Origin of the sequence: Vreelandella massiliensis (assembly GCF_900155385.1) — a bacterium.
In the GTDB taxonomy this organism is placed as follows: Bacteria; Pseudomonadota; Gammaproteobacteria; order Pseudomonadales; family Halomonadaceae; genus Vreelandella; species Vreelandella massiliensis.
Genome location: NZ_LT699745.1, coordinates 1,995,487 through 2,015,521, shown reverse-complemented (window position 1 = coordinate 2,015,521; position 20,035 = coordinate 1,995,487). Strand labels below are relative to the sequence as shown.

Annotated in this window: 18 protein-coding genes and 4 pseudogenes; 12 read left to right on the top strand and 10 right to left on the bottom strand. The window is 61.4% G+C overall.

Annotation, left to right across the window (positions count from 1 at the left end):
- Positions 1-54: 54 nt before the first annotated feature.
- On the bottom strand, positions 55-2,208 hold the full coding sequence (locus tag BQ9846_RS14160; protein ID WP_075881580.1) for a TonB-dependent receptor domain-containing protein: 2,154 nt from the start codon (positions 2,206-2,208) through the stop codon (positions 55-57).
- Positions 2,209-2,488: 280 nt separating this feature from the next.
- On the opposite strand from BQ9846_RS14160, the gene BQ9846_RS14155 reads away from it, so the two are divergent.
- The 7 genes and pseudogenes from BQ9846_RS14155 to BQ9846_RS14125 all read left to right on the top strand — a co-directional run bounded on the left by BQ9846_RS14155 (position 2,489) and on the right by BQ9846_RS14125 (position 8,757).
- The gene (locus BQ9846_RS14155; RefSeq protein WP_422821897.1) at positions 2,489-3,385 is read left to right on the top strand and encodes an ABC transporter substrate-binding protein; all 897 of its coding nucleotides are present in this window, start codon (positions 2,489-2,491) and stop codon (positions 3,383-3,385) included.
- Between the two features lie 38 nt (positions 3,386-3,423).
- Positions 3,424-3,972, top strand: a pseudogene (locus BQ9846_RS14150) (iron chelate uptake ABC transporter family permease subunit); the annotation flags it as partial.
- A 142-nt stretch (positions 3,973-4,114) separates the two neighbouring features.
- A pseudogene (locus BQ9846_RS14145) lies at positions 4,115-4,687 on the top strand (iron chelate uptake ABC transporter family permease subunit); the annotation flags it as partial.
- Positions 4,684-5,487, top strand: a complete 804-nt coding sequence (locus BQ9846_RS14140) for an ABC transporter ATP-binding protein (RefSeq protein WP_075881522.1) — start codon at positions 4,684-4,686, stop codon at positions 5,485-5,487. The pseudogene BQ9846_RS14145 and the gene BQ9846_RS14140, both read left to right, overlap by 4 nt.
- Positions 5,488-5,631: 144 nt before the next feature.
- Complete coding sequence (locus BQ9846_RS14135; RefSeq protein WP_075881523.1) at positions 5,632-7,413, top strand: ABC transporter ATP-binding protein; 1,782 nt, start codon at positions 5,632-5,634, stop codon at positions 7,411-7,413.
- A 103-nt stretch (positions 7,414-7,516) separates the two neighbouring features.
- A complete protein-coding gene (locus BQ9846_RS14130) occupies positions 7,517-8,269 on the top strand; it encodes a tellurite resistance TerB family protein (RefSeq protein WP_075881578.1) in 753 nt (250 codons plus the stop codon).
- Positions 8,269-8,757, top strand: coding sequence for a phosphatidylglycerophosphatase A family protein (locus tag BQ9846_RS14125; protein WP_075881577.1), 489 nt, complete (start codon positions 8,269-8,271; stop codon positions 8,755-8,757). The genes BQ9846_RS14130 and BQ9846_RS14125 overlap by 1 nt, the downstream gene beginning before the upstream one ends.
- On the opposite strand, the gene msrA is transcribed toward BQ9846_RS14125, so the two are convergent.
- Positions 8,754-9,386 (bottom strand): peptide-methionine (S)-S-oxide reductase MsrA, encoded by a 633-nt coding sequence (gene msrA / locus BQ9846_RS14120; protein ID WP_075881576.1) that lies wholly within the window; start codon positions 9,384-9,386, stop codon positions 8,754-8,756. The genes BQ9846_RS14125 and msrA overlap by 4 nt on opposite strands.
- 140 nt (positions 9,387-9,526) lie before the next feature.
- Positions 9,527-10,180 (bottom strand): annotated as a pseudogene (locus BQ9846_RS14115) (substrate-binding domain-containing protein); the annotation flags it as partial.
- On the opposite strand from BQ9846_RS14115, the pseudogene BQ9846_RS14110 reads away from it, so the two are divergent.
- The 4 genes and pseudogenes from BQ9846_RS14110 to ettA all read left to right on the top strand — a co-directional run.
- Positions 10,159-10,695, top strand: a pseudogene (locus BQ9846_RS14110) (MFS transporter); the annotation flags it as partial. The pseudogenes BQ9846_RS14115 and BQ9846_RS14110 overlap by 22 nt on opposite strands.
- 162 nt (positions 10,696-10,857) lie before the next feature.
- Positions 10,858-11,295 (top strand): PAS domain S-box protein, encoded by a 438-nt coding sequence (locus tag BQ9846_RS14105; RefSeq protein ID WP_075881575.1) that lies wholly within the window; start codon positions 10,858-10,860, stop codon positions 11,293-11,295.
- A gap of 140 nt (positions 11,296-11,435) precedes the next feature.
- Positions 11,436-11,681 (top strand): PA3496 family putative envelope integrity protein, encoded by a 246-nt coding sequence (locus BQ9846_RS14100; protein WP_075881574.1) that lies wholly within the window; start codon positions 11,436-11,438, stop codon positions 11,679-11,681.
- A 143-nt stretch (positions 11,682-11,824) separates the two neighbouring features.
- Entirely contained in the window at positions 11,825-13,486 is a 1,662-nt protein-coding gene (ettA, locus tag BQ9846_RS14095; protein ID WP_075881573.1) for an energy-dependent translational throttle protein EttA, read from the top strand.
- Between the two features lie 61 nt (positions 13,487-13,547).
- Here ettA and BQ9846_RS14090 read toward each other — a convergent pair whose 3' ends face one another.
- The 5 genes from BQ9846_RS14090 to phaR all read right to left on the bottom strand — a co-directional run bounded on the left by BQ9846_RS14090 (position 13,548) and on the right by phaR (position 17,304).
- Positions 13,548-13,889, bottom strand: a complete 342-nt coding sequence (locus tag BQ9846_RS14090) for a histidine triad nucleotide-binding protein (RefSeq protein ID WP_075881572.1) — start codon at positions 13,887-13,889, stop codon at positions 13,548-13,550.
- A gap of 62 nt (positions 13,890-13,951) precedes the next feature.
- On the bottom strand, positions 13,952-14,824 hold the full coding sequence (locus BQ9846_RS14085; RefSeq protein ID WP_075881571.1) for a phosphoribulokinase: 873 nt from the start codon (positions 14,822-14,824) through the stop codon (positions 13,952-13,954).
- Entirely contained in the window at positions 14,825-15,277 is a 453-nt protein-coding gene (locus BQ9846_RS14080) for an acyl-CoA thioesterase (protein WP_075881570.1), read from the bottom strand.
- 60 nt (positions 15,278-15,337) lie between these two features.
- Positions 15,338-16,633 carry a phosphoribosylamine--glycine ligase gene (gene purD, locus BQ9846_RS14075; protein ID WP_075881569.1) on the bottom strand — a complete coding sequence of 432 codons (1,296 nt, stop codon included), beginning with the start codon at positions 16,631-16,633 and terminating at the stop codon, positions 15,338-15,340.
- 170 nt (positions 16,634-16,803) lie between these two features.
- Positions 16,804-17,304: a polyhydroxyalkanoate synthesis repressor PhaR gene (gene phaR, locus BQ9846_RS14070; RefSeq protein WP_075881568.1), complete on the bottom strand. Its 501-nt coding sequence runs from the start codon at positions 17,302-17,304 to the stop codon at positions 16,804-16,806.
- 127 nt (positions 17,305-17,431) lie between these two features.
- Between phaR and BQ9846_RS14065 the strand changes: the two genes are divergently transcribed.
- The gene (locus tag BQ9846_RS14065) at positions 17,432-18,145 is read left to right on the top strand and encodes a 16S rRNA (uracil(1498)-N(3))-methyltransferase (protein WP_075881567.1); all 714 of its coding nucleotides are present in this window, start codon (positions 17,432-17,434) and stop codon (positions 18,143-18,145) included.
- Positions 18,146-18,161: 16 nt separating this feature from the next.
- Here BQ9846_RS14065 and rloA3 read toward each other — a convergent pair whose 3' ends face one another.
- Positions 18,162-18,674 (bottom strand): retropepsin-like aspartic peptidase RloA3, encoded by a 513-nt coding sequence (gene rloA3, locus BQ9846_RS14060; protein ID WP_144049455.1) that lies wholly within the window; start codon positions 18,672-18,674, stop codon positions 18,162-18,164.
- Between the two features lie 75 nt (positions 18,675-18,749).
- Positions 18,750-19,997: a lytic murein transglycosylase gene (locus tag BQ9846_RS14055; protein ID WP_075881565.1), complete on the bottom strand. Its 1,248-nt coding sequence runs from the start codon at positions 19,995-19,997 to the stop codon at positions 18,750-18,752.
- Positions 19,998-20,035: the final 38 nt, after the last annotated feature.

The following is a 20,035-nucleotide window of genomic DNA, read 5'->3' as shown; positions in this document are numbered from 1 at the left end:
AAAACCCCGGCAGAGCCGGGGTGGAAGGTGAGATCGAAACAGGTCAGCCCGCGCTTAGAACGCATAGCGCGCCGAGAGCCAGAGGCGGCGGCCTTCTTCGCTGTTGGCGTAACGGTTGCCGTAGTAGGTTTGTAAGTTACCGCTACGATCGGGCGCCTGGTAACTCTCATAGTCAACAAAGTCTTTATCGAGCAGGTTATAGATCGTCGCGCTGACGGAGAACTGCTCGGTAAAGGCGTAGTTACCGCCGAGGTTGAACAGCGAGTACGCTTTGAAATCGCCCAAGTCTTCGTAGGAGGGCGCGCCGCGTACGCGCGCACGGTTACGGTAGCGCTCGCTGCGGTACTCGGCGGAGAGCCAGGTATCCAGCTTGGCGGTAGCCTGCCAGCGCAGGGTGGCGTTGATCGCGTGCTCTGGGGTATCGGTTAGCGGCTCGCCCTCGTTATTGCCGCTTTTCTGTTCGCTATCGGTATAGGTGTAGTTGGCGTTTAAGCGCCAGGCGGGCGCGAATTGATAGCCGGTGGAGAGCTCGATCCCCTTAGTGACGGCCTCGTCGATGTTGATCTCTTGGCCGTAAACGCCATCCGGAATCATGGGGTCGTTCTCGACGCGAATATCGTTGCCACTGGCGATCTTGTCGTTAAACTGGTTGTAGAACAGCGTGGCGCTGGCCGTAAAGCCTTGCTGATTATCGTAGTGGGCGCTGATTTCGCTGCTGGTACTGGTCTCGGGCTCCAAATTTGGATTGCCGATGGTCAAAATCGTGCCCTGTCCGGTCACGCCGTTGATGCCGGCGTGAAGATCGTTGAGCGAGGGCGTTTTATAACCGCGGCTGACGCCCCCTTTCAGGGTCCATTCAGGCGTGGTGTTCCACACCAGATAGCCGCGCGGGCTGAACTGGCTGCCAAAGGCGTCGTGGTGGTCGTAGCGCCCGCCCAGCGTCAGCGCGAGATCATCGCGCAGCATCCATTCATCCTCGGCGAACAGCGACCAAGTGGTCTGCTCAAAGGTTTCGTTCGCCAAGCCGTCGTCCAGTTCGGCATCCCACCACTGCGCGCCCAGGGTGGTCATATGATCGCCTAGTGGCAGCGTGAACTTGGTATCGAGCACGGTGTTGGTGGTTTCCAGCTCGCGCGGGGCGCCGCCGATAATGCTGGGAAACCCTGCGTAGGGCACGCCCATGTCGCCGGGAATCGTCCGGCCTTCTGTCTCCGTGGTGTTGCGCATCAGGCTGGATTCCAGCGTGCCGGCGGTAAAGCGGCTGGTATGACCTAGCGTTATTTGCTCACGCTCAAAGCGCAGTTCATCCGAATAGCCGTTGGCCACGCCGGGGTTGGGCGCACAGCTGCGCGTGCGGCCATCCAGGGTGCCGAGTTGGCACTCGTCGTTATTGTACTGCTGGCGGTTGACTTCGCCGTCAAGCCAGAGGTTATGGTCGTCGGTGGGGGTCCAGGTCAGCTTGCCGCCCAGGTTATAGACGTCGCCTTCGACGGGGCTCGGGCCGCGCTGACTCACGTCAACCGGGTCGCCGCTTGCATCGGTGTAGGTCAGCTCAGAGGCGTCGCGTTCAAAAAAGCGCCCGCGCAGCTGTACGCCTAAAGTGTCTTTCACCAGCGGGCCGCTGGTGTAGAGGTTGATTTCACGACGATCGCCGAAGTCGCGATCCTGGTTGAAGGTGTTCTCCACACCGATGGCGCCTGTCCACTCTTGATCGATTTTGCGCGTGATGATGTTGATCACCCCACCCATGGCATCGGAGCCGTAGAGGGTCGACATCGGCCCGCGAATCACCTCGATCCGCTCGATGCTCGATACCGGCGGGAAGAAGCTGGTGGCGGTCTCGCCAAAGCCGTTGGGCGTGACGCTACCGGCGGCATTTTGGCGGCGGCCATCAATCAAAATCAGCGTGTAGTCGCTCGGCATACCGCGAATGCTGATAGTGCGGCCACCGGTTTTGCCGACTTGGCCCCCTACGTCCACGCCTTCTACATCGCGCAGTGCATCGGCGATACTGCTGACGCGCGTGCGCTCTAGCTCCTCGCGGGTGACAACCGAGATGCTCGCCGGCGCATCGACCATGGCCTGCTCAAAGCCACTCGCCGATACCACGATATTATTCAACGGCTCGCTCTCTTGGGCGTGGAGGCCGGGTGAAGCGACAGCGAGCGCGATGGCGCTGGCCAGCGCGGAACGGTGAAAGCGCAACATGGAGATCCCCTTGAAGACGGTTTTAATTAGTAATGATACTGGTTATCAAATGAGGTGGTGATTCTAGGGAGAGGGGTTCTCAAATGCGAGGTGTTAAAAGGGAACGCCGCGTTGCAAAAAACGCAACAGGGAGTGGTTGCATTGCGTGGAACATATCGTTCGTGGCAATAGTGATGAAAATGTCTTTGATAATCGTTAGTATCCTTTTCTTTTAACGCAGGGGTATCGCATGGGACCGCTGGTGGGGAAGTTAAAAGCGAAGGGCCTCATCGCGCTGCTGATGGGTGGCGTGGCCATGGGGGTATTCAGCGCAAGCGTCGAGGCGCGCACGCTCGATACCGCGTTTGGCAGTGTGGAGGTAAAAGGCTCACCCGAGCGCGTGGTAACGCTTTACGAAGGCGCGCTGGATACCGCGCTCGCGGCGGGCGTGATGCCGGTCGGGGCGGTGACCACCCGCGGCGGAAATGACGTGGCGGCCTACATTGAGACATATCTTGGCGACACGCGCCCGGCGATCATGGGCGTGGTACGCGAGATTAATCTTGAGGCCGTGCTGATGCAGCAGCCGGATCTTATTCTGGCACCGCCGCAGCTTCCCGAGGCGCAGTATCGGCTGCTGTCGCGTATGGCGCCGACCGTGGTGCCGCCGACCCAACCCATCGCCCCGGACAACTGGCGCGACGAAGCGCGGTTGTACGGGCAAGCACTCGGCCGCGAGGACGCCATCGAGGCGGCGATCAACGGCGTCGATACGCGCGCGGCGGAACTGGCTAACGCCCTGGCGCAGGCAGAGGCGGGCGGCAGCGCCTTTCTGGTGCGCTGGATGCCGGGTGGGCCGATGGTCATGTCGAAAAACCTCTTCACCTCCGGGCTCTTGGCGCGGGTGGGGCTGGATTTCCAGGATGGAGGCCTTGTCAGCGAGGGCGGCGTGCATAGCGACGTGCTCAGCCTAGAGAACCTTTCTCGGGTGGATGGTGACTGGCTGTTTCTTGCCACATTGAACGCAGATGGCGAAGCGGCGCTGGAAAGCGCCAAGCAGAGCCCTGCTTTCACGCGCCTGGAGGTGGTCAAACGTGGCGGCGTGGTGCCCGTGGATGGGCAGCTATGGACCAGTGCTAACGGCCCACTGGCGGCGCAGGCGATTCTCGATGATATAGAAGGCGCGCTGCTGCCGTGATCGCGGTTGCCCCATGGCGCTCCTTGGCGCTGTTGCTGATGGCGCTCGCGGCGGTCAGCGGTATCAGTTTGCTGATCGGGGCGGGCAGTGTCGGCCCTTGGCAGTCGCTGGGGGCGCTTTTCGGAGACACCGGTGGCGACGCACATTTTGTGGTGTGGGAGCTGCGCGCGCCGCGTACCGCCATCGGTGTCGTGGTGGGCATGGCGCTGGGCGTGGCGGGCGCGCTTTTGCAGGCGGTCTCGCGTAACCCGCTGGCGGAGCCAGGGCTTCTGGGCGTGAGCGCGGGGGCGGCGTTTGCCGTGGCGCTGGCGCTGGTGCTCGGCGCCAGTGCCGTCACGCTGAAAGTCTTCGTCGCGCAGTTGGGCGCGTTAGCGGGGTGCATCTGTGTGCTGGGCGTTGCCCGGGTGCGGGGGGTAGGCAACGACCCGGTGCGTTTGGTACTGGCGGGGGCGGCTTTCTCGGGGCTTCTGGGCTCGCTGACGGCGCTGCTGCTGCTTTTTGATCAGCGCGCCGCGGATGAAATCCGTTTTTGGGTGATCGGTGCCCTGGCCGGGCGGCGGTTGGCGGATCTGGCCGCCGTTCTCCCCCACCCCTGTCTCTTTTACACAACTAGATGGGGTTTAAAGAAAGAGGCAGGGGGGATGGGCGTCGGGGGGGGGGCCGGGGAGCGTGGATACGGCGACCACCGAGATCTACACTCTTTCCCTACACGACGCTCTTCCGATCTGCACGCAAGGGTATCGCTTTATTGTCGCCGGCATTGGCGTGGGCGCGGTGTTCGGCGCGGTGACGCAGCTGTTGCTCGCGCGGGTGGCGATCGATACCGCCAACGCGGCCTACCCCTGGACGGTGGGGACGCTAAACGCGCGCCCAGCGGGAGCGGTGCCGCTTTTAGCAGCGGGCTTGGCGCTTGGGCTGGGTCTTGCGTTAGCGGGGGCGCGCTCGCTGTCGCTTTTGCGCTTTCACGATGGCGTCGCGTCAGGGCTGGGTATCGCCGTGACCTCGCGGCGTGTTCATATCCTGATGCTGGCGGTGGTGCTGACCGCCCTTGCCGTCGCCGTGGCCGGGCCGGTCGGCATGGTGGGGCTGATTGGCCCGGAAATCGCTCGGGGACTGTCGCGCTCGCGCCATGTTCCGATCATTGCCGCCGCGCTTTCGGGGGCGCTGGTGATGGTGTTGGCCGATTTGGCCGGGCGATGTCTGCTCGCGCCCATTGAAGTGCCTGTGGGGATCGTCACCGCCGTGGTCGGCGGCCCGTGGTTACTGTGGCTATTAATGCGCCCGCAACGGAGGGGACCATGAACGAGACAACGCCCTCGCCGACACTCGTTGCTTCGGCGCTGAGCATGAATTACGGCGCGCGCCGCGTGATCGACGCGCTCGATCTGGCGCTGCCGACCGGGCAAGTAACGGCGATCGTGGGGCCGAACGGCTGCGGGAAATCGACGCTGCTGGCCGGGCTTGCTCGTCTGCACAAACCCGGGGGTGGCGCGGTGCTGCTGGATGGCGGCGATATCCAGCGTCTTTCGGCGCGCACGCTGGCCACGCGCTTGGCGCTGCTGCCTCAAGAGGCGGTAGCACCCGAAGGGCTGACGGTCGCCGAGTTGATTCGCTTTGGCCGCCAACCGCACCAGGGCTGGCTGCGCCAGTGGTCGGCGGAGGATCAGCGCGTGGTGCAGCAGGCGCTCGCGGCAGCAGGGCTTGAAATGCTGGCCGAGCGACCCTTGGATGCGCTTTCGGGAGGCCAGCGCCAGCGCGCGTGGATCGCCATGACCATCGCCCAGCAAACGCCGCTTTTGTTACTCGATGAGCCCACTTCCGCACTGGATTTAGGCCATCAGATCGAAGTGTTTGAGCTAGTAAGGGCGTTGGCGCGCCAGGGCCGCACCGTGGTCATGGTGCTGCATGACCTGGCCAGCGCCTGCCGCTATGCCGACCACTTGATCGCCATGCGCGAGGGGCACATCGTGGCCCAAGGGCCGCCCAGTGAGGTGGTTACCCCGGCGCTGGTGCGAACCCTCTACCAGGTGGAGTGTACCCTTTTGACCGACCCTGAGACCGGTAGCCCGCTGCTGGCGAATATCAAGCGCGCCACCGCGTAATAGAAACTAGGTGGGGCCGAGCGCGTCACCCTTCGACAGGCTCTGGGCGAGCAGGGATAATCGCGCGTAACCCTTCCGTTCGGTCTGCGCGTGTCTAAGACCGAATGGGGCTTCATTTTTTGTATCAACCACTAAGGAACCCCTGTGGCTTCTTCTTCGACAAACAGCTTTCAAGCGCTGGTGCGCCTTTTGCGTTACGCCAAAGGCTATCGGCGCCAAATTATCACCGCCACCCTCTGCTCCATCATCAACAAACTGTTTGATATCGCCCCAGAGATATTGATCGGGGTGGCGATCGACGTGGTCGTGAATCAAGAGCAGAGCTTTGTCGCGTGCCTCGGTTTCGAGACCCCGCAGGAGCAGATCAGCATCCTCGCCGTGCTGACCTTCTTTATCTGGGCGGGGGAGTCGCTGTTTGAGTACCTCTTCCAAGTCTTGTGGCGCAACCTGGCGCAGCGGCTGCAGGCCAATATGCGTCAAGACGCCTATGAGCATGCCCAGCGGCTGGATATGGCGTTCTTTGAAGCCAAAAGCTCCGGCCAGCTGGTGGCCACGATGAACGATGACGTCAACCAGCTGGAGCGCTTTCTGGACGGCGGCGCCAACGCCCTGATTCAGGTCGGTGTGACCGTGTTGGCGGTGGGTGCGGTCTTTTTTGTGCTGTCGCCGCTGATTGCGCTGCTCGCTTTTACCCCGATCCCGCTGATTATCTGGGGCGCGTTCTTCTTTCAGCGCAAAGCCGGCCCGCTGTATAACGACGTGCGCGAAAAGGTGGGCGATCTCTCCAGTCGGCTTTCCAACAACCTAAGCGGTATCGCCACGATCAAAAGCTTCACCAGCGAAGCGCGCGAAGCCGAGCGCTTGCGCGACGCGAGCGAAGCGTATGTTGAGGCCAACCGGCGCGCCATCAAGGTCAGCTCGGCGTTTATTCCCGTGATTCGCATGGCGATTCTGGCCGGCTTTCTCGCGACTTTCACGGTCGGCGGCATGATGGCGCTCAACGGCAACCTGAACGTGGGTGCTTACGGGGTGCTGGTCTTTTTGACCCAGCGTTTGCTCTGGCCGCTAACCGGCCTCGCCCAGGTGATTGATCTGTTCGAGCGCGCGATGGCGAGCACCCGGCGGATTCTCGATCTGCTCGAAGAGCCGATCAAGGTGAAAGAGACAAGCGACCAGCCGTTGGCCACCCCGGTGCGCGGTGAGGTGACTTTCGACGCCGTGAGCTTTCACTACGCGTCGAGCGAGGTCGGTGTCGACGGTATCAACTTGCACGTTCCCGCCGGTAACACCCTGGCGCTGGTGGGCGCGACGGGCTCGGGCAAGTCAACCCTGGTCAAACTGCTGCTGCGCTTTTACGACCCGGAAAGCGGGCGCGTGCTGATCGACGGGCAGCCGATTAACGCGGTGAGCCTTCAGTCGCTGCGCCAGGCCATTGGGCTGGTGAGCCAGGATGTTTATCTGTTCGAGGGCAGCATCCGCGACAATATCGCTTACGGTAAGCCCGATGCCGACGACGCCGCGATCATCGACGCGGCCAAAACGGCCGAGGCGTGGAGTTTTATCGACACGCTACCGCAAGGGCTCGATACCCCCGTGGGCGAGCGCGGCGTGCGCCTCTCCGGCGGCCAGCGACAGCGGCTGTCGCTGGCGCGGGCGCTGCTCAAGGACCCGCCGATTCTGGTGCTTGACGAGGCCACAAGCGCCGTGGATAACGAGACCGAAGCCGCCATTCAGCGCTCGCTCAAGCGTATCGCCCACGGGCGCACGGTGCTGATGATCGCCCACCGCCTCTCAACGATTGTGCACGCCGATGAGATCGTGGTGATCGAAAAAGGCCAAGTGACCGAGCGCGGCACTCACGACGATCTGCTGGACGCTAACGGGCACTACGCCGCTCAGTGGCGCGTGCAAACTGGCGCGGTATAGCCGCCACGACAAACGCTTGTATGCGCGGGAGTTGCGCCGCATAGTATTTGCGTTCCACAGTGGCGGCGTCGTGTAGCGCTCAGAAAGAGAGGGGAGGCCCGTAATGAACGCAAGCAAGATTCTTCAGCAGTTAATGCAGCAGGCCGGCGGTGGTCAAAAGGGCAGCGGTGTCGACGTCCAAGGGATGCTGAACGGCCTCTCAAAGCAGTTTGGCGGCGGCGGTGGCGATGAGCCCCGTCGCGAGCGTCAAGAAAAGCCCAGTGGCGGTAACAGCGGGGTGGATATGAAAAGCCTGCTTGGCGGCGGCGCCATGGGGCTGCTGGTGGGCTCCAAGCGAGGGCGAAAACTGGGCGGCAAGGCGCTGAAGTACGGCGCGATTGCTGGCGTGGGGGTGCTGGCGTGGAAGGCGTGGCAACGCTCGCAGCAAGGCGCTCAAGAAAACGCCCCGCAAGGGCAGGGCGCCTCCGAGGGCGAGCGCGTTGAGGTGCTGGAAGGCGAGTTTCAGGAGCGGCGCAGCCTTGAGCTTCTGCAGGCGATGATCATGGCCGCCTGCGCCGATGGTCATATCGACGAGCAGGAGCAGGCGCTGATTACCCAGCAAATCGACGCGCTGGGTGCCGATCAGGAGATGCACCGCTGGGTCGAGCAGCAGCTACAAGCGCCGCTGGATGCGCAAGCGCTGGCGCGCGAGGCGGATTCGCCCCAGGCGGCCCGCGAGATGTACTTGGTCAGCGTGGCGGTGATCGATGAACAGAACCCCATGGAGCGCGCCTGGTTGGATCAGTTGGCCCATGCCCTGCAGCTACCGGCGCATGTGGCGACTGAACTGGAGCGCCAAGCGCGAGAAGCCAACTGATGGTAGAGACGCTGAATCTTTGGCTTGCCCTGGGGTTGGGCACTGGCCTCTCGCCCATCGCCCCGGGCACGGTGGGGTCGTTGTTGGGTGTGCCCGTGGCGTGGTGGCTGCTGGGGCGGCCGCTTTCGCGGCAGGCGTGGGTCATCGCGCTGCTGTTAGTGCTGGCCGTGCCGGTATGCCACTTCGCATCACTGCAGTTTGCCGGCAGTGACCATGGTGGCATCGTGGCCGACGAAATTGTCGCCTTTCCGCTGGCCGTTATCGGCCTGCGGGCGCTGCGCCATCCGTTGGGTATGGCGCTGGCGTTCGCGGTGTACCGCGTCTTTGATGGGTTAAAGCCGCCGCCGATTCACCTGGCGGAGCGTGTCAGCGGCGGTTTTGGCATTGTGCTGGGTGATACCGTCGCGGCCATCGCGGCGTGGCTGGTGGTGGCGGCGGGGCTTTTTGTCTGGCAGCGCTATCGGGCACGGGGCTCTGGCGCGATTTAGAACGTTGGGCCGCCCGCTTCCTCTCCCCACACCTCTTCGAGGCGGTCATCGCGGCCGCAGCTAAAGCGGTAGAACTTGTAGCGGACGGGATTTTTCTCGTAGTAGTTCTGGTGGTAGGTCTCGGCTTCCCAGAACGTATCGGCGGGAACAATCTCGGTGGCGATATCGCGCTCAAAGCGCGCTTCCAATTCGGCCTTGCTCTCTTCGGCCAGTTCGCGCTGCTGCTCGTTACGGTAGAAGATCGCCGAGCGGTACTGGCTGCCGACATCGCAAAACTGCCGGCCTTCGGCAAAGGGATCGATATTGCGCCAAAAAATCTCCAGAAGCTGCGCGTAGCTGATCACGTCGGGGTCGTATTCCACTTTCACCGCTTCGGCGTGGCCCGTATCGCCGGCGGTGATCGCTTCGTAGCTAGGGGTTTCCAGTTTGCCACCGATGTAGCCTGAGGTAGTCGCGCTGACACCGGGCTGGCGGTCGTAGGGCGGCTCCATGCACCAGAAACAGCCGCCGGCGAAAATAGCGTGGGCGGTGGCGTCGGCACGGGTGTCGGCGGCAAGCGGGGCGCTTAGGCTTCCCACCGCGGCAAAAAGCATCAGGGTCAGGGGGCGAAAACCTGTCGAAAGCGACATAAACACTCCACGTAGGGTTTGGGTGAAAACGGTCTCCCATGGAGTGTTTTATCGCTGACAGGTTCCCTTTTTCTGTGCTGTTTCTATATAAAGATAAGGTTATGTAGAAGTTGTGTAGGGCGATGCGGGCATGTGCAGATTCACGCCAAGCGCGAGGGCCACACTTCGTCTAAGGTGCTGAGCGCGGCGTGCAGCGTCGGTTCACTCTCGCGCCCGCGCTGCCAGATAAAGCTGAGCGCACAGGGCAGGCGCACATCGCCTGCGACCGCAAGCCCGCTCTCCTGACGCTCGGTCATGGCGAGCGCGTCCCGAGCGAGACTCAAGCCCACCCCCGCGCGCACTAAATCAAGCATGCAGGCCTCTTGATCGACCTGGGCGACGCGGTTGGGCGTGGCGCCGCTTGCGGCAAGTGCTTTATTAAGCAGCCGATGGTGAACCGACACCTCGGGGGTGACGATCCACGGCAGCGCCGCTAGGGTTTCCCAGCGGGTATCGATCAGCCGCGACTCCCAGCCGGGCGGAGCCACCACGTGGTAGTGAAAGTGGGTGAGTTCGCGAAAGGCAAGCGTGGGGTGCTGTGGGCCGGGGCCTTCACCGGGCGGAGCGAGATAGAACCCCACGTCGAGTTCGCCTTGCTCAACGCGCTCGCCCACGCTGCCGCTCATGCCGTGGTGAAGCTCGGTCTCCAACTGCGGTGCGCCTTGCATCAAACGGCGCAGGAAAGCGCCCAGGCGAATAAACTCTGGGTCGACGATGGTGCCGATCTTGAGCTTCCCGCGCCCTTCTGCTCTCAAGCGCCTTGGCCCTGCCGTATATCGCCCTTCTTGGTCAGAGCCAAAGCGGCACGGAACTCGGCGGCTTGGGGTTTATGGTGATTGTCTCCGGCATCGCCGCGATGCTGGCAAGCCCCGTCTGGGGCAAGCGGGCGGATGCCTCTAGCCGCCAGGTCATGCGCGACGCCGCACTCGGCACCGCCGTGTGCTGTTTGCTTGGGGCTTTGCTTGCGTGGCTGCCGGGTAGCTGGACCGAGCAAATCTGGCCCTATGCGCTGGTCTACGGGTTGTTGGTGATCATTCACCACGGCGTACGCTTGGGGCGTAAAACCTACCTGGTGGACATGGCCACTCAAGAGAATCGCGCTCTTTATGTCGCGCTTTCTAATACATTAACCGGCGTGTTGATGCTGCTGGTTGGCGCCGTGATGGGCGGCTTGGCCCAGTGGCTGGGCAGCAGCGCGTTGCTTGTCGTGCTTGCTGTCACGGCTATTGGCGCTATGCTAAGCGCACAGCAACTGCCCGAAACTGAGTGACACGCTACCGGTGCGCGCCCACTCAGTGATTGCAAAGCGTGGCCGCGCTCGCCAAGATGTGGGATAAAACGCTCAAAGATAGCGCAAACTGAAATGCCGCTTGGCCATACCGCTCAATCAATGGCCTTCGGAAAGGACTGGAGCTGCAACAGGAACCTTTTGATGAAACGATCTCCCTTGATCAGCCCGGAGTTGCTAGAACGTATTGTTGACGCTTCCGAAGATGGCATTGTGGTTGCCGAGCAGGAAGGCGATGAAAACATCCTGATTTACGTCAACAAAGGGTTTGAACGCTTAACCGGCTACAGCGCCGATGAGATTCTCTACCGCGACTGCCGTTTTTTACAAAACGACGACCGCGACCAGGATGCGCTCAATGCCATACGCGAGGCACTTAAAGAGGGCCGCCCCTCGCGCGAGGTGCTGCGCAACTACCGTAAAGACGGCACGATGTTCTGGAACGAGCTCTCCATCACCCCGGTGTTCGACGAAGCCGACAACCTGATGTACTACATCGGCGTGCAGAAAGACGTCACCGAACGGGTGGAAGCCTTGCAGGCCTTGGAAGCGCTACAAAAGCAGCAGCAAAACAGCGAATAAAAAAATTCGCGGAAAAGCTTGAACTCCAACCTGGTAGGCGCTATATAGCGGCAATGCGCAAACGTGCTAGGTACTTCAAACGCTACGCGTTGTGAAGTCGTATGTTGCCGGTTATCCGGCCTGGGTTGGAGGGCATCGTTATGAGCCGTGACCCCTTAAGTCGTGATTTGTACTCCCACCGTGGCAACGCCGCCGCTGATTTCGATAGCGATGACGACGCCAACGATGACGCCGCAAATGACCACGCGGTGAATGACCACTACTATGGCCGTAGCCGCTCCAGCAAAAGCGACACGCTTCGCGCCCGCCGCCGCGTCGAAGCTCTGCTGGAAGAGCGTCGCCTTCGCCGCGCCATCGACGATGACTGGTCGGATGAAGAGGAGTGACCTCGTTCGTCTTCACTTTATTCATCCCCTAAGTCGCGCTCCTCTCTACAACGCTGGCCTTTCCAGGCGGCCGGCACTATCATCGTGAGCCTGGACGTGCTCAGGCACGCTGCTACTTTCGTTTACCAACTTATCGGATTTCCATGGCGCAATACGTATTCACCATGAATCGGGTCGGCAAAGTTGTGCCGCCCAAAAAGCAAATTCTCAAGGATATCTCGCTGTCGTTCTTCCCCGGCGCCAAAATCGGCGTGCTGGGCTTAAACGGCGCGGGTAAATCCACACTGCTGCGCATTATGGCCGGTGTCGATAAAGAGTTTGAAGGTGAAGCTCGTCCGATGCCGGACATCAATGTGGGCTACTTGCCTCAGGAGCCGGAGCTCGACGACGAGAAAAACGTACGCGAGACCGTCGAAGAGGCGCTAGGAGCCCTTCAAGAGGCGCAGTCGCAACTCGACGCCGTCTACGCCGCCTATGCCGAGCCGGATGCCGATTTCGACGCCCTGGCCGCCGAGCAGGCGCGCCTTGAGAATATTATCGAAGCCGCCGATGCGCACAATATCGAGCGCAAGCTGGACGTGGCCGCCGAGGCCTTGCGCCTGCCACCGTGGGAGGCCACGGTTGGGCACCTCTCCGGGGGTGAGCGTCGCCGCGTGGCGCTTTGCCGCCTGCTGCTTTCCAGCCCGGACATGCTGCTGCTCGACGAGCCGACCAACCACCTAGACGCCGAATCGGTGGCGTGGCTTGAGCGCTTTCTGCACGACTACAACGGCACCGTAGTGGCGATCACCCACGACCGCTACTTCCTCGACAATGCCGCGGGCTGGATTCTGGAGCTCGACCGTGGTCAGGGGATCCCCTTTGAGGGCAACTACTCGCAGTGGCTCGAGCAGAAAGAGCAGCGCCTAGGCCAAGAGGCCAAGCAGGAAGCGTCGCGCCAGAAGGCGATCAAGCAGGAGTTGGAGTGGGTACGCTCCAACACCAAAGGGCGTCAGGCCAAGAGCAAGGCGCGCTTGAACCGCTTTGAAGAGATGCAGTCAGGCGATTTCCAAAAGCGCAACGAGACCAACGAGATCTATATTCCGCCCGGTCCGCGCCTTGGCGACAAGGTCATTGAGTTCCACAACGTGACCAAGCGCTTTGATGACAAGCTGCTCTACGAAGACCTCTCCTTCTCCGTACCGCCCGGTGCGATCGTGGGGATTATCGGCGGCAACGGCGCGGGTAAATCGACGCTGTTCAAGCTGATTACCGGCAAAGAGCAGCCTGATGCCGGCGAGGTCGTGATCGGCGACACCGTCAAGATCGCCTACGTCGAGCAGCTGCGCGATGCGCTGGATGACAAGCAAACCGTGTGGGAAGCCGTCTCCGACGGTCAGGATATTCTCAATATCAATGGCTACGAGGTGCCGTCGCGGGCGTACGTGGGTCGTTTTAACTTCAAGGGTAACGATCAGCAAAAACGCCTGGATGAACTCTCGGGGGGTGAGCGCGGCCGCTTGCAGTTGGCGCAAACGCTCAAGCAGGGTGCCAACGTTCTGCTGCTCGATGAGCCCTCCAACGATCTGGATATCGAAACCCTGCGCGCGCTGGAAGAAGCGCTTTTGGCCTTCCCCGGTTGCGCCATGGTGATCTCTCACGATCGCTGGTTCCTCGACCGCATCGCCACGCATATCCTCGCCTTTGAAGGCGATTCGCACGTGGAGTTCTTCGCCGGTAACTACTCCGAGTACGAAGCCGACCACAGAAAGCGCGTGGGTAACGACACGCCCAAGCGGATGAAGTACAAGCGCATCGACGCCTAAGCGCTTCGCTGTCTCCGTGCACGGGAAGGGGCGACCACTGGTCGCCCCTTCTTATTGCTTATCACCCCGCCGGCCAGGTGAATTCGCGCCCGCCCATCAAGTGCATGTGGATATGGTAGACCGTCTGGCCACCCATGTCGTTGCAGTTCATCACCACGCGGTAACCCTCATCGGCAAAGCCCTTCTCTTTGGCAATCTGCGCGGCGGTGTATTGCAGCCGGCCGATGGTGGCAAGGTCGCTCTCTTCGATATCGTTCAGCGTCGCGATATGCTTCTTGGGAATGATCAGAATATGCGTGGGCGCCTGCGGATTCAGGTCGTTAAACGCCAGCACCTCATCGTCCTCGTAGACGATATCCCCGGGGATCTCACGATTGATGATCTTGCAGAACAGACACTCCATGGAACGCTCCTTGAGTTGTTGCAGTCGTGGTGGTGGTTGTTGATGCCCTATTATCGACCAGCTTAGCGAAAGCGGCGCTGAGCAAGCAAATGGCGCACAAGGGGGGCCAAGATCAGCTCCATCGCCAGCGACATACGCGACCCCGGCACCACCAGCGTGTGCGGCCGGCTCATAAACGCATCCTGAATCATCGCCAGCAACCACGGAAAATCCACCGTCGACGGGTCGCGAAAGCGAATCACCACGAACGACTCCGAGTCAGTGGGAATATCCTGCACCTCAAAGGGGTTGGAGGTATCCACCGTCGGCACGCGCTGAAAGTTGATGTGCGTGCGCGAAAACTGCGGCTGAATGTAGCGCACGTAGTCGTCCATGCGCCCCAAAATGGTGTCGATCACCGCCTCCTGCGAATAGCCGCGCATCTTGGTATCGCGATCGATTTTCTGGATCCACTCCAGGTTCATCGTGGGGGCGACGCCCACCAGCAAATCCACATGGCGGGCAATGTCGAACTCAGGGGTCACCAGGCCGCCGTGCAAGCCTTCGTAAAAGAGCAGATCGGTACCGCACGGCAGCGACTGCCACTCGGTAAAGGTGCCGACTTGGTAGCCGGCCTCGATCTTCTGTTTATCTTCCGCGTGGATGTAGTGGCGAAACTGCCCGGTGCCGTGCTCGCCGTACTCGATAAACAGCCCTTCGAGCCGGTCAAGCAGGTTGGCTTCCACCGCGAAATGCGAGAGTTCGTCGGTACGCTCGGGCTCCTCGCGAAACATGCGGTGCAGCTCACTGCGGGTATAGCGGTGAAATGCGTCTCCATCCACCATCGCCGCATGCACGTCTTCACGCTGGAACATGCGCTCGAAGCTGCGCCGTACCGTGGTCGTACCGGCGCCGGATGAGCCGGTCACGGCAATGATCGGATATTCACGGGACATTTAGCGCTCACCCACCGTTGATTGGGCGCCCAAAAGCGCCTGCGTCACCGCGTTGGGCACGGCGACAGGACGCCCAAGCGCGGGGTCGATCAGCAGGACGTTGAGCCGTGCCGTCGCCACTACCTGATCGCTATCCTGCTTGCGCACGCGATGGTAGACCGTCAGCGCTTTGCCCCGCAGGATAGGTACCGCGGTTTCCACCACCAGCCTATCGGGGCAGTGCGCCTCGCTTTGGTACTGAACGGTGAGATCCGCGACAACGCTAGGGTAGCCGGCCATATCCCATTCGGGCAGATCCAGCGCCAAAAACGCCTGCAGGCGCGCTTCGTGCAGAAGCGAGACCAGCGCATCGTGCCCCAGGTGACGGCCGTAATTCATATCCGTCACTCGCACCGCGAGCGGGTGACGGTGAATCAGCGCCTCAGCGGGAAAATCGAGCTTTACACGCTCCATAGCGGCTTCCTTTTGTTGGTGGTTCGCTCGGTATCAACGCGACCCGGGCAATCCACGACCTTAATCCTGCGCTTGCTCCCGTGCAATCGCGCGGTAGGCGATATCGCGGCGGTACTCAACCCCCTCCCAGGTAATCGCGCTAACGCCCTGGTACGCCTGCTGCTGTGCAGCTGAAACGCTCTCCCCCAGCGCGGTCACGCAGAGCACGCGTCCGCCGGCGGTGGTTACGTCATTCTCCGCGGAAAGCGCCGTGCCGGCATGAAAGACCTTGCAGCCGCGCTTTTCCGCGGTCTCGATACCCGCGATCACATCGCCTTTGCGGTAGCTGCCGGGGTAACCGCCGGCCGCCATCACCACGCCCACCGCCGGGCGGCTATCCCACTGGCAGGCCATTCCCGCCAGCTTGCCTTCTGCGCCGGCAAGGCACAGCGCGGCAAGGTCAGAGGTCAAGCGCAGCATGATCGGCTGGGTTTCCGGATCACCAAAACGGCAGTTGTACTCGATCACCTTGGGGTTGCCGGCAGGGTCGATCATCAAGCCGGCATAGAGAAAGCCCGTGTACGTATTGCCCTCCTCGGCCATGCCGCGCACAGTGGGCAAGATCACCTGCTCCATGATGCGCGCATCGACCTCAGGGGTCACCACCGGTGCCGGGGAGTACGCCCCCATGCCGCCGGTGTTGGGGCCGGTATCGCCGTCATAGGCGCGCTTATGGTCCTGGCTTGTCGCCATGGGGACAACGTTTTCGCCATCGACCATGACGATAAAGCTTGCCTCCTCGCCGTCCAAGAACTCCTCGATCACCACCCGCGCGCCAGCATCGCCAAAGGCGTTGGCTTCAAGCATGTCGCGGATGGCGGCCTCGGCGTCGGCCAGGGTCTCGGCCACGATAACGCCCTTACCCGCCGCAAGGCCATCGGCCTTGATCACAATCGGCGCGCCCATTTCGTGCAAATAGGCCAATGCCGGCTCAACGGCGGTAAAGGGCTGGTAATCAGCGGTGGGGATCTGATGGCGAGCGAGAAAATCTTTGGTGAACGATTTGGAGCCTTCAAGCTGCGCGGCCGCCTGCGTGGGGCCAAAAATGGTCAGCCCCGCCGCCTGGAAGCGATCGACCACGCCCTCCACCAGCGGTGCTTCCGGCCCTACCACCGTTAACCCGACCTTTTCTCGGGTGGCAAGCGCCACCAGCCCCCCAAGATCGGTGGCGTCAACGTCTACGTTTTGGAGTTTAGGCTCACGCGCGGTGCCGGCGTTACCCGGCGCGACCAGCACCTGTTCCACTTGCTCCGACTGGGCTAATTTCCACGCCAGTGCGTGTTCGCGACCACCGCCGCCGATCATCAAGACCTTCATGCTGTTCCTTTTTTTCACTCGTAGGCTTTTACTCAATGGGCGCCAGGGTGTTGATATACCCACGCAAGATACTTATGCCCACGTAAAGTACTTATGTCACGTAAAGTACTTATGTTACGTAAAGTGCTTATGCCACGTTAGGGTGAGCGTTCGTCATCAGCGCGCCGATGCTAACGCTCCGAGGTATTGTCGTCTTTTTTGGGCGCCTCGGACGCGTTCTTTTTTTCGCTTTTCTCGTCGCCATCGCCGGTCTGATGAAAGGTCTTCTGCCAGAAGCGCATATTCTCCTCGGCCATTTCCCGCATCAGCTCCATGGGCGAGTGGCGCATCGCTTGCTGCCACTGCTCCTGCATGCGCTTTTGCTGCTCCATCATCAGCTGCGTGCCCTGCTCAAGGTAGCGTGCCAGGGGCAGCGGCGAGGACATGTCATAGACGCGTATCAGTTTGGCAAGCAGGTCGTTGGAGAACACCTCGGCCTCGCTGTCAGCCTGCTCCTGCTCGATAATAATGGAGAGCAAAATGGTGCGAGTGATGTCTTCACCGCTTTTGGCCTCCTCCACGCGGAAGGGCTCTTCGTCTAGAATAAGCTGGCGCAAATCTTCTAGTGTGACGTAGCGACTTTGCTGCGTATCGTACAACCGGCGATTGGCATACTTACGAATCACGCGCACGGCGACTCTCCTTAAAACGCGAAAAAAGCGGTTATTCTCTGGCCGCTATTGTGCCTGCCCTGCGCTGCCATGCAAGCGCAGAGCACGGTCTATTAGCCGCTTCGCCCCGAAGAGCAAAAGCAACCCCATGAATTTGATTTTATTAGACCCGCAGGACACGAGCACGCAAAACCGTGTGATTATTCGCGACTCGCGACGTTTACGCCACTTAAAAGAGGTGCATCGCGCCGAGCCTGGCGCTCGCCTAACGGTAGGACTAGAGGGTGGGCTGATGGGCACGGCCACGTTAACCGCGCTGGATAGCGCGCACGCAAGCTTTACCTTGGATACGCTCGACACCCCGCCGCCAGCGGCGCTGCCGGTACATTTGGTGCTAGGCCTGCCACGCCCGCGCATGCTCGCGCGCACACTGGAGCACGTCACGGCCTTGGGCGTTAAAAAGATCACGCTTTTGCACACCAAACGCGTGGAAAAGAGCTATTGGCAGTCACCCGAGCTTTCACCCGAAAAAATCCACCAGCACCTGGTGTTAGGACTTGAACAAGCGAAAGATACGCTGCTGCCCACGGTAACCCTGCGTAAAGGGTTTCGCCCTTTTGTCGAAGACATTCTGCCGACGCTTCTCACCGATCGGCGCGGGCTAGTCGCTCACCCCGGCATGGCGATGGCCTGCCCGCGCGGTATCGATACGCCCACGCTTTTGCTGGTCGGCCCCGAGGGGGGCTTTATCGACTGGGAAGTGCAAAAACTGCTTGAAGCGGGCTGCGAGGGCATGCACCTTGGCCCCCGCATTTTAAGGGTGGAAACCGCCGTCACGGCGCTGTTGGCGCGCCTTTTTTAACGTTCAAGATAGCGGGTTACTCGTCGGGGTCGTGGGGAACCACCGGCGTATCGCCATTGCACTTAGGCGTTTTTTGCAAGAAGGTTTCGCGCACGTCCAATAAACCCAGATGGCTGATCGTGCGCCGCCCCAAGAGCAATGGATAGTTCATATCGCCCCGGTCACGCAGGCTGAATTGCTCTTCGTAGATGGTATCGCCAATGCACACATCGAGCAGCACCACCGGGCGCTCGTCGCGCCCGCCGGCGCCCCGAACCGTAAGATCGCGGTACAGCGGGCGCTCGATCATGTCGCTGAACACGTCGCCGCTCGCTTCATCCTCAAGCTTAAGGCGAAAACGCACCCACTCTTCATCGTTCTGGTTGAAGGTCTCGATGTTGCGGGCGTCAAGCGAGGAGGTCAGCGCCCCGCTATCGAGTTTGGCTTTGACTTGAATGCCCCACGGCTTGACCACCGCGTTTTCGACCCAGCCAAATACACGCTCCTTGGCGGGCGTTTTGGATGACGCATCGGCTTGGGCGACGCTCATGAAAGCCCAGAACAAGGCCCCGATTAGGCCCAGCAGCGCAAAACGGCGCATTCACTGCCCCCATTGAAAGTGGTTTTAATTGGGTTGCAATCGCTCTAAAAGCGCCTGGGTGGCAAAGCCATCCGGCGTCAGGTCTTGGTCACGCTGAAAGGCCCGCAAGGCGCGGCGGGTATTGGGCCCCATGATGCCGTCGGCGCTTCCTGCGCTATAGCCCGCGGCGTTGAGTTGACGCTGCAGTTTGCGCACATCATCGCGGGTTAGCGGCGCCTGCTCGCGCGGCCAGCTTTGCTGAATGCCTTCACGGCCGGCGATGGCATCGCTTAGCGTACCCACGGCGAGCGCGTAACTGGTGGCGTTGTTGTAGCGCAAAATGGCGCGGAAGTTAGGGCCAACCATGAACGCCGGGCCATCGGCACCGGCAGGCACGATCACCGCGGCGCTGTCAAAGCGGGGCAGCTCGCCACCGATGGCGCGCACGCCTTGAGACGCCCACGCATCGCTGCTTAGGCGCTCGGTTTGCGCGTAGTCAAAGTCATCCGGCAAGGCCACCTCGGTGCCCCACGGCTGGCCCGGCTGCCAGCCCGCTTTGGCGAGGTAGTTCGCGGTGGAGGCCATCACATCGGCCATGCTCCCCCAGATATCGCGCCGACCATCGCCGTCGCCATCCACGGCGTAAGCCTCAAAACTCGAAGGGATAAACTGCGTGTGCCCCATCGCGCCCGCCCAGGAGCCGACCATCTCGGAGGCGGTGATATCACCCCTGTCGATGATGCGTAGCGCCGCAAGAAGCTCGCCTCGGGCAAAGTCACGCCGTCGGCCGTCGTACGCCAGGGTGGCAAAGGCGTCGATGGCCGAAAAGTTGCCAAAGTTACTGCCGTAGTTGCTCTCAATCCCCCAGATAGCAACGATAGTTTCGGCAGGAACGCCGTAGCGCTGCTCCATTTGTTTCGCCGTTTCGCGGTGCTCAATGAATTTTTCACGGCCGTTATTGATCCGCGTGCTAGAGACGGCGCTGTCCAAGTAGCCCCAAATCGGGCGGACGAACTCGGGCTGGTAGCGGTCGAGCTCAATCACACGCTCGCGATAGCGTGCGCTGTCCAGCGCTTGGCTCAACGTGCGCTCGCTGATGCCCTGCGAGGCGGCGTAGTGGCGAAACGCCTCTCGCCACTGACGAAAGTCGTCGTAGTGAACCGCTTCTGCCGCCTGGGTATCCACCTCGGTCATGAGGTTCTGACCCACGCTGTCAGCAGCGGCGGGGAGCCCGACCAGGGTCAGACCCAACAGGGAGCCCGCGAGCACGCCGCGCGGGAAGAGTAGAGGCATAAAGTGTGATCCTTTGGCGGTCCATAGCGTGGGCACGA

Excerpts from the sequence above, each read along its gene's own strand:
- BQ9846_RS14125 (WP_075881577.1), top strand. The coding sequence starts at position 8,269 with ATGGTAGAGACGCTGAATCTTTGGCTTGCCCTGGGGTTGGGCACTGGC.
- BQ9846_RS14160 (WP_075881580.1), bottom strand. The coding sequence starts at position 2,208 with ATGTTGCGCTTTCACCGTTCCGCGCTGGCCAGCGCCATCGCGCTCGCT.
- BQ9846_RS14085 (WP_075881571.1), bottom strand. The coding sequence starts at position 14,824 with ATGTCCCGTGAATATCCGATCATTGCCGTGACCGGCTCATCCGGCGCC.
- BQ9846_RS14155 (WP_422821897.1), top strand. The coding sequence starts at position 2,489 with ATGGGTGGCGTGGCCATGGGGGTATTCAGCGCAAGCGTCGAGGCGCGC.
- BQ9846_RS14090 (WP_075881572.1), bottom strand. The coding sequence starts at position 13,889 with ATGGAGTGTCTGTTCTGCAAGATCATCAATCGTGAGATCCCCGGGGAT.
- BQ9846_RS14105 (WP_075881575.1), top strand. The coding sequence starts at position 10,858 with ATGAAACGATCTCCCTTGATCAGCCCGGAGTTGCTAGAACGTATTGTT.
- BQ9846_RS14140 (WP_075881522.1), top strand. The coding sequence starts at position 4,684 with ATGAACGAGACAACGCCCTCGCCGACACTCGTTGCTTCGGCGCTGAGC.
- BQ9846_RS14100 (WP_075881574.1), top strand. The coding sequence starts at position 11,436 with ATGAGCCGTGACCCCTTAAGTCGTGATTTGTACTCCCACCGTGGCAAC.
- BQ9846_RS14055 (WP_075881565.1), bottom strand. The coding sequence starts at position 19,997 with ATGCCTCTACTCTTCCCGCGCGGCGTGCTCGCGGGCTCCCTGTTGGGT.
- BQ9846_RS14130 (WP_075881578.1), top strand. The coding sequence starts at position 7,517 with ATGAACGCAAGCAAGATTCTTCAGCAGTTAATGCAGCAGGCCGGCGGT.
- ettA (WP_075881573.1), top strand. The coding sequence starts at position 11,825 with ATGGCGCAATACGTATTCACCATGAATCGGGTCGGCAAAGTTGTGCCG.
- BQ9846_RS14080 (WP_075881570.1), bottom strand. The coding sequence starts at position 15,277 with ATGGAGCGTGTAAAGCTCGATTTTCCCGCTGAGGCGCTGATTCACCGT.
- rloA3 (WP_144049455.1), bottom strand. The coding sequence starts at position 18,674 with ATGAGCGTCGCCCAAGCCGATGCGTCATCCAAAACGCCCGCCAAGGAG.
- BQ9846_RS14065 (WP_075881567.1), top strand. The coding sequence starts at position 17,432 with ATGAATTTGATTTTATTAGACCCGCAGGACACGAGCACGCAAAACCGT.
- purD (WP_075881569.1), bottom strand. The coding sequence starts at position 16,633 with ATGAAGGTCTTGATGATCGGCGGCGGTGGTCGCGAACACGCACTGGCG.
- msrA (WP_075881576.1), bottom strand. The coding sequence starts at position 9,386 with ATGTCGCTTTCGACAGGTTTTCGCCCCCTGACCCTGATGCTTTTTGCC.